Here is a 7,522-nt window from a genome sequence, read left to right as displayed (position 1 = left end):
TCGATAGTAACCAATTAGGAAAAACGGGTCTCAGTGATGAATGCTACCGAGCCCTGATAGTGTGTGCCTTAAAAATCCCAAGGAGGATGAGATGAGTGTTATACCGTTGTCACAAGAGATTCAACAGCAGATAGTGGATTCTCTGAAAGTACTTCAGCCGTATAAGATTATTCTTTTTGGATCGTATGCTTACGGAATTCCGAGAACTGATAGTGATATTGATTTGGTGTTCATAGCGAATGAAGAAGGATATAAGAGTTTTTCAGAACGGATAGAGATCAAAATGAAAATTATGAGAAAATTGGATCAACTTGAACAGGCGGTCGACGTTTTAGCTTATACGAAACAAGAATGGGAGGATTTACAATTAAAAAACAGTTCATTCATCCGCGAAATCAACCATAAGGGGGTTATGCTTGAGAACGTTGCATAACGAATGGATCGAATTTGCCAAAAAGGACTATTATGCCCTTAAAAAGCTCGATGGGGATGAGTATTTGACAAATATTGTATTGTTTCATGCTCAACAATGTATTGAAAAGCTTTTTAAGGGGATCATAGAAGAGAGCGGAGCCGATGTACCACGTATCCATAATACCAAAAAACTGTATGAATTGATCGCTGATTCGATCGATCATCCTGTTGATTTGGATGATTTGCTTTATATAGACAGTGTTTATATAGAGTCTCGTTATCCTGCCAGTTTTGGATTATTACCCGGTGGTCAACCGACATTAAAAGAATCAAAAAAAGCGATAGCAATAGTCGAAAAAATTTTAGTTGTGCTTTCGTTGGATTTTGAGCAAAATAATCAATCCCAAGGAGGATAAGATGAAAATTAATAAACTTTTTTTACGATGGATAAGTGTTCTTGGATTAGTGATGTTAGTAAATACGGGAGGGTGGGGAGCTAACATAGACATTAGTCTAACAAAAAGCGGTACGGTAAACACGTATCCAAATGGGGTGTTATCATATACATTAAGGGTTACCAATAATACAAGCAATAAAGATGCAACAAATATTAAAATAGTTGATACACTACCAACGGGTGTGACTTACACAAGTGGAAGCGGTACAAATTGGACGTGTTCCGCAGTCGCTCAAAGTGTGACTTGTAATCTAAGCGGGACATTGCTACGTTCTAGTACTGCACCGGTTTTGACCATTAATGCAGTAGCCCCAAGTACAATAGGCTCGATTATTAATAGTGCTACTGTGAGTCAGTCCGCCGATGACAATGATCCTACAACTGCAAATAATACTGCTACGGCAACGACGGCAATTGATTACACGGCAAATAACTGGCGGTTATTCAGTGCAGTCAATTATTCCGGTGATCACAATATGAAAGGAGACATCACTGTTGCGGGAAACTCCGTGATGGTTGCTTCAGGAGGAGGATGTCTAGCAACTACAACCCGAAACAATGCAGCATCCGTTACTTTTGCGGATATTGATAGCAATGCTTCAACGTTTAACTCGACTTCTGCAGAACTTAAATTGCCTATAACGGCAACGGATAAAGAGATTGTTTGGGCAGGGCTTTATTGGCAAGGATATTTAGTAGATCAAGGTGATGCCAATAAATCAAATGCAAAAAATATTTTATTCAAAACACCGACATCATCGAATTACATTGCATTAACTTCTGATACATCTAAATACAATTGGCTTTATGTAACTGGTAGCAGTTATAATCGATTCTACTATCAAGGGGTTACTGATGTCACTTCGTTAGTAAAAGCGGCTGGCGAAGGTAATTACACGGTTGCAAATCTTTACAGTAGTACCTTAGACGGATTTACAACGGCTCAGTTAAATACCGTTGGAGGTGCATACGGTGCATGGGGACTAGTCGTTGTGTATAAAGACAGCAACACAACATTTAAAAATATTGCTGTATACGATGGATATTTAAGTATCGGAACGGTTGGTGCAAGTGCGAGCGGTCCCGTTTTTAGCGATTATGATATCGATTTAAGCGGTTTTTTGACACCTTCTACTAACCCAATTAACTCAAAATTTCTTGTTTTTGCAGGAGAAGGGGATGCTGGAAGCGGAACAGGAGATCGGACTAAATTATCAAGCGGAGCAAGTTTGACAAATCTAATTGGCTTGTACAATGCAAAAAATCCGATTGATAACATATACAATGCTTCGATTTCGAATGAAGGAGTCTCCGTAACTAATCGAGATCCGAATTGTGAGAATACCATAGGATCAGACATCGATATATTCAATGTTGGCTCGACAGCACCAGTAGGAACACAGGGACAAGTTATTCAAATAAATCAAACACAGGCCAGAATTCGTTTGAATAGTACAGGCGACGGCTATTTTCCCGGTGTGTTTGCATTTAGTACTGACCTCTATCAGCCAAATATGTGTTATGTGGAAGAGATTTTTAAAGGTGACCAAAATATTAGTGGTGTGGGTGCACAGGTTAATGAAGATGATATTTTAAAAGTTCGCGTCACTGTCAAAAATAATGGGACAGATATAGCCAAGGGTGTGCAGGTATTACATCCGTTTGATAATGCTAAATTCCCGTATATTACAAATTCAACGTTTTATGAAAATTTGCCAACACGTACCAGAATTCATGGTACGGATGGACAAGATAGTGATTTGTTTGAGCATAATGCAACAGCGTATCTATCGAAAATCAATCTAGGTAATGGAGCCAGTTCAACGGGAGGTGGGGAATTTGTAACGATTGCTTCAGATTCGGATGCCTATTCGGTATATGAATACAACGCGACGGTAAAAAATGTCGATTCTAATTTTAGTAATACCTATAAAGCTGCGTATGTTAGTGATTTCGGTTTGGATTATTCGAATAATCCAGTAACGATGGAACCGTGTACCGGTTCAAAAAACAGTTTTTGGGGATACCGTGCACTGCAGATCGTTGTTGGTGATTTTAATGTCGTGTATGCCGATCATGCCAATGGTGCTTTGACATCGGGCTACTATTATAATCTGCCTACCCAAATTACATCTCGAGCGGATAATTATAAAGTCATATCGTTAGATAGCAATACACTCAAAGATATTAACACCACGGTTGCGGTAGAACTCGTCGATGCGGATAGTTCGGCAGATTGTTCCACAATGACTCGTATCAGCGGTTTGAAAACATGGATTCCATTTGATAACGAGAGTAATGTGAATTTCTTTGCACAGAATATTATTGATGGGATGATTTTATATGATACAGATGCCGCAACTAAGTTTTATCAGCATGCGGGTAAAAATGTAAAATTTCGAATCAGCTATCCAAAAGATGAATCAAATGGAACTATTATTATGAATGAAACTGTTCCGGGTAAATACCATTTGAATAATTTTCCTTCTTATGCAGGAGACACATGTGTTTCTCCTGTTACAGCGACGACATACAACCCTGCGAATGGAAATCCACAAGGAACACATACTTATTCTCAAGTACCGGAAGCTTGTGGTAATGCCGGTCAATCAGGTGCATCTGCTATGACGCAACATGAAGTCAATGTATGTTTAGAATGTATCTATGGAACAAAAGTGACGTATATCTGTTCGCAAGATAACTTTGCGATCCGTCCCGAAGCATTTTTTGTCAAACTCAATGATCAGAATCAAACCAACTCGGCTACAAAACAATTTATGATGAACAATACTCCTAGCCCTGCCAATCAAAATATGGCGGGCGGGTATCGATATTATACGGAGGTCAATGCTACCAACCATTTAGGTGATGCGTCATCACTCGATTATAATACATCAGAAAATATTGATTTTGTCTGGAACAGTACCCAAACCGGATGTAACGACGATACAAATAAAAGTATTGCTTTCAATTTCGTCAACGGATTGGCCGATGGAAACGTATCGGTTGATCAAGTTGGCGAATATCGCCTGCGCATTGTCGATACGGTATGGACAGCAGTGGATAGCAATATATCTTTAATGCCTCTCCACACTTCTCCTTATTTTATGGTAGGTACACCGGATTGTGAAACGAATTCTAGTGTATCCAGTGTAGTCAAAACAACGGGGATTGGTTCATCTGCTGTGTTAAACGGATGTAATATTGATACCAATCATACGAATACAATTCCTAACCCTGATATAACCTATACCGATTCGGATGTGACGTTCCATCCGTATAAATTTGATATGACAACGATCAATTTTGGAGTCGGTACACTGCCGCAAGATATCAATGCCACCAGCGGTCCGGATTTCGTCTATATGTCCGATATGAGTAGAACTGACAGTATGAATATGTCAGTGCGTGCGACTGGAACTATTTCAGCCAGAGGAGAAAACAATTCCACTTTGAGCAACTTCGTCGATAACTGTTATGCGGTTAATACGAATCTCTCGATGAATACGTATAACAATATTACCCTCGCAAATACAGACTATCAGGTGCGCTTTGTGGATTCGAACGGTTCGGGAACCCTGTATGACAGTAATGCAACCAATTTGGTCACAAGTGCACTCACCATATCGTTGATGACACTTAATGACGGTAACTTTACGAAAGATATGAGCGGTTCACTCAATACGGTGACGAGACTCAATTATGATCGTAACCAAACTACCCCGCTTAATCCTATGGCGGTACAATACGGGGCGTTAGGATTCAAATGTGTTACAACATCAGAGTGTACGATGCAAGCCGATTTGAGCGGTTCGTATGAAGCAAACGGGAGCAGAGCGATGGATTTTAATGTGACCCACGTTTACGGACGTATCATTCCACGCGATGTTAGGGTTTTTGGGAATGTTAATTTTGTTGCTAACGCATGGTATGAGGGATACAATGCACCAACTCTCAATGGAGCGTCTTTGGAAGCCAGCAAAATCGATGCACTGTGGTATGTGAATAATGTACATACTGATGCAAACGATGGAGACGCCAATGTAACGGTCGTTATCCCGACGTCACCATTAACTCTTCCAACACATAGTTCTTCGACTACTGGGATGGAAAGTTACCAATTTAGCGCCATTCCTTTAGCCAATATCCCTTATGGCGGAAAAGCCCATATCAATACCGACCCTTGGTTGTGGTACGGTATCAATGCTTTAAACTATGCAGATCCGGTGAATTCGACTAATTTGGATTGTTTGACACATCCGTGTTTCAATATCACTATTGTTCCATCGATTGGAGCAACCGGCAGCGCGAAATCGACTAATGAAGGAACTAAAGCGAGCAAAAAATCCGATAGCGGAGGGGGAACGTGGAAAAGCACCAGCGATTACGCTCCGGCGATCCGATGATGTTCGCTCGTCGCGGTATGGCGATGATCGAATTGATCTTTGCCATCGTTATTATTGCCATCAGTGTGATTACGATCCCGACAATGATGAGCGTAGCTAACAATGCATCCAAAGTGGTTGCTATCGATGAGGATGTTATGGCACGCTTGCAGGGGTGGGCTATGGATAAATTTCAAGCCCGTTGGGATGGAAACTACAGTGCTTCAGGTTCTGGAGCGCTCAACCTTTCAGCGACATCCGATTTGAACTGTTCGAGAACAGGCGGGTATCGTATCGGATCGGATGAAAATGTTTCGTCGATGCAATGTAATATGAATGCGTGGAATACGGGTATACCGACTCCAAGTACGGATGGTAATTTGTCATTTGGGATTGAACAACTCAATGGCGGAAGTGAACCGATTACGATTACCCCTACAGGCGGAACACCCTATAATGTGACAGCGACATACGAAGTAGACTATGTTCCCTCATCGGTGACACAAGTCACTTCCAATACGCAATCTGCTGTATGGATTTTAGGTTCGTCCAACAGTATAAATACCAATGTGACCGGAACAACAAGCCATCTCAAACGTGTGGTCATCCGTTTTAATGACACGACATTGGATACCGATGTCGTTCTGACATTTTTCAAATCCAATAAAGGCAATTAGATGATCACGCAGAGAGTACGTAAAGCCTTTACGATGATAGAGCTCCTTTTTGTTATTGTCATACTTGGTATTGTCGGAGGATTTGCACTCGAAGCGGTTCGCCAATATTATGAAGGTATTTTCCGTACCCAAGAATACACTAAAAGAGTAGCGGAAGCGGATCAAATTCTCGAGCAGCTTTCCAAATATTTTGAAAATGCAATCAGCAGTTCGATTGTTAATTTAGATATCAATCCAGGCACAGTCGCATGTTATGGCCCTCCAACAACGAGTGCGTCTGATTTTACTGTTGCTTTTGTCGGAGTAGATGTTGATAGTATGCGTGGAATTTCCGGTAATCGTCCCGGTTGGAGCGAAGAGGTACAATTGGTTGCCGGGTCAAATGACATTAATGGTTCGGATGCAAATTATACGATGGCAAATAATATAATCAGCCTCTTGGGAACATCGACGTTAAGAGGTTCAGCCTTATATGATTCAGAGAGTATAGATTCAAATGCTTGTGTACGATTTAATTTTGCAGGAGAAGGAAAAGTAGGATTTCATAAACTCGATGGTGTAAATCCAAACCCGATGGCCAATGGTTTATTACGACTTAACAATGATAACAATGCTACGCATGGGCATCGTAAATATCTGCTTCGAACCGGTTATGCTTTTCGGGTTGATGACAATGGCAGTTTTTGGATGTACAGTAATTTCCGACCATGGGTGGATGAACATTTTTCCGCTTCGGGAAAGATTAATCTTTTAGGACAAAATGTTGCCCATTTTTATGCCGATTACAACGCTACCGATTTTATGAACAATCCGAGTGTAAGTGATCGAGGTCTCGTCTGGCGCCTTAAGGTGTGTATGAGAGGTCTCGATACTAATCTCAGTACCAGTGATACTGAAAGCCAAGGAATCTGCCGCGAAAGGAGAGTGCATGTACGGTATTAAACGATCTGCATTCGCAATGATTTTAGCGATATTTGTCGTTGTTCTTGTTGCCTTAGGTGGAGTATTATTGCTCAGTAATGCTTCTATGGGTTCAAAATCCGTAGGTGATAATTATCTGCGTGCTCAGGCGGAACTTTTAGCTGACAGTGCAACCGAATTTGGTGTAATGCGAGCCCAAGGGTTCAATACCAATGGGAATACGGATTGTCTTGATAATCTGAATATTACCGTGTATAACGCTAACGGGCAAGCGGCAGGGAATGAAATGTTTGATATTTCTATTTCATATTCCTACTCATTTCGTTATCTGAATCAAAATACGTCGTGTTCCAATATTTTGGCGCACAATACAGGAAAAGATACGATGATGCTGCTGGATGTAACGGTGACGGATCGTAATTTAAGTACGGAGCCAATCCGTATCCATAAACGTTCGTGGCAAAAGCTGTAAGAAAGAAAATGGCTATAAGTTGAAAGTTAGATTCCGAATCGAGTTCGGAATGACATTTTTCGATTCACCTGTGTCATCCTGAACTTGATTCAGGATCTTAGAGTGCGAGTTGAGCAATCTTAGCGAGGACATCTTTTTCGCGGACCGGTTTCATAAGAAAACCGTTAGCTCCACACTCTAATGCTTCGCCTTTTTT

At 40.9% G+C, this 7,522-nt stretch carries 6 protein-coding genes; all 6 read left to right on the top strand.

The genetic code is table 11. The annotated features are described in order from the left end of the window. Nucleotides 1–91 precede the first annotated feature (91 nt). Genes A3G19_RS02545 through A3G19_RS02520 form a run of 6 tightly spaced genes read left to right on the top strand, consistent with a single transcriptional unit; the run spans nt 92 to nt 7,326 of the window. Entirely contained in the window at nt 92–433 is a 342-nt protein-coding gene (locus tag A3G19_RS02545; protein WP_015652722.1) for a nucleotidyltransferase domain-containing protein, read from the top strand. After that, a complete protein-coding gene (locus A3G19_RS02540; protein ID WP_294870413.1) occupies nt 417–830 on the top strand; it encodes a HEPN domain-containing protein in 414 nt (137 codons plus the stop codon). The genes A3G19_RS02545 and A3G19_RS02540 overlap by 17 nt, the downstream gene beginning before the upstream one ends. Nucleotide 831: 1 nt before the next feature. Beyond that, nucleotides 832–5,277: a hypothetical protein gene (locus A3G19_RS02535; protein ID WP_363921415.1), complete on the top strand. Its 4,446-nt coding sequence runs from the start codon at nt 832–834 to the stop codon at nt 5,275–5,277. After that, nucleotides 5,238–5,933: a hypothetical protein gene (locus A3G19_RS02530; RefSeq protein ID WP_294870412.1), complete on the top strand. Its 696-nt coding sequence runs from the start codon at nt 5,238–5,240 to the stop codon at nt 5,931–5,933. The genes A3G19_RS02535 and A3G19_RS02530 overlap by 40 nt, the downstream gene beginning before the upstream one ends. Continuing rightward, nucleotides 5,934–6,875, top strand: coding sequence for a type II secretion system protein (locus A3G19_RS02525; protein WP_294870410.1), 942 nt, complete (start codon nt 5,934–5,936; stop codon nt 6,873–6,875). Next, nucleotides 6,862–7,326, top strand: a complete 465-nt coding sequence (locus A3G19_RS02520; RefSeq protein ID WP_015652727.1) for a hypothetical protein — start codon at nt 6,862–6,864, stop codon at nt 7,324–7,326. Before A3G19_RS02525 ends, A3G19_RS02520 begins: the two co-directional genes overlap by 14 nt. The last annotated feature ends 196 nt before the right edge of the window (nt 7,327–7,522 follow it).

Origin of the sequence: Sulfuricurvum sp. RIFCSPLOWO2_12_FULL_43_24, assembly GCF_001829605.1 — a bacterium.
Taxonomy (GTDB): domain Bacteria; phylum Campylobacterota; class Campylobacteria; order Campylobacterales; family Sulfurimonadaceae; genus Sulfuricurvum.
Note: the sequence above shows the minus strand (reverse complement) of the source record. Positions and strands in the feature narration are given on the sequence as shown.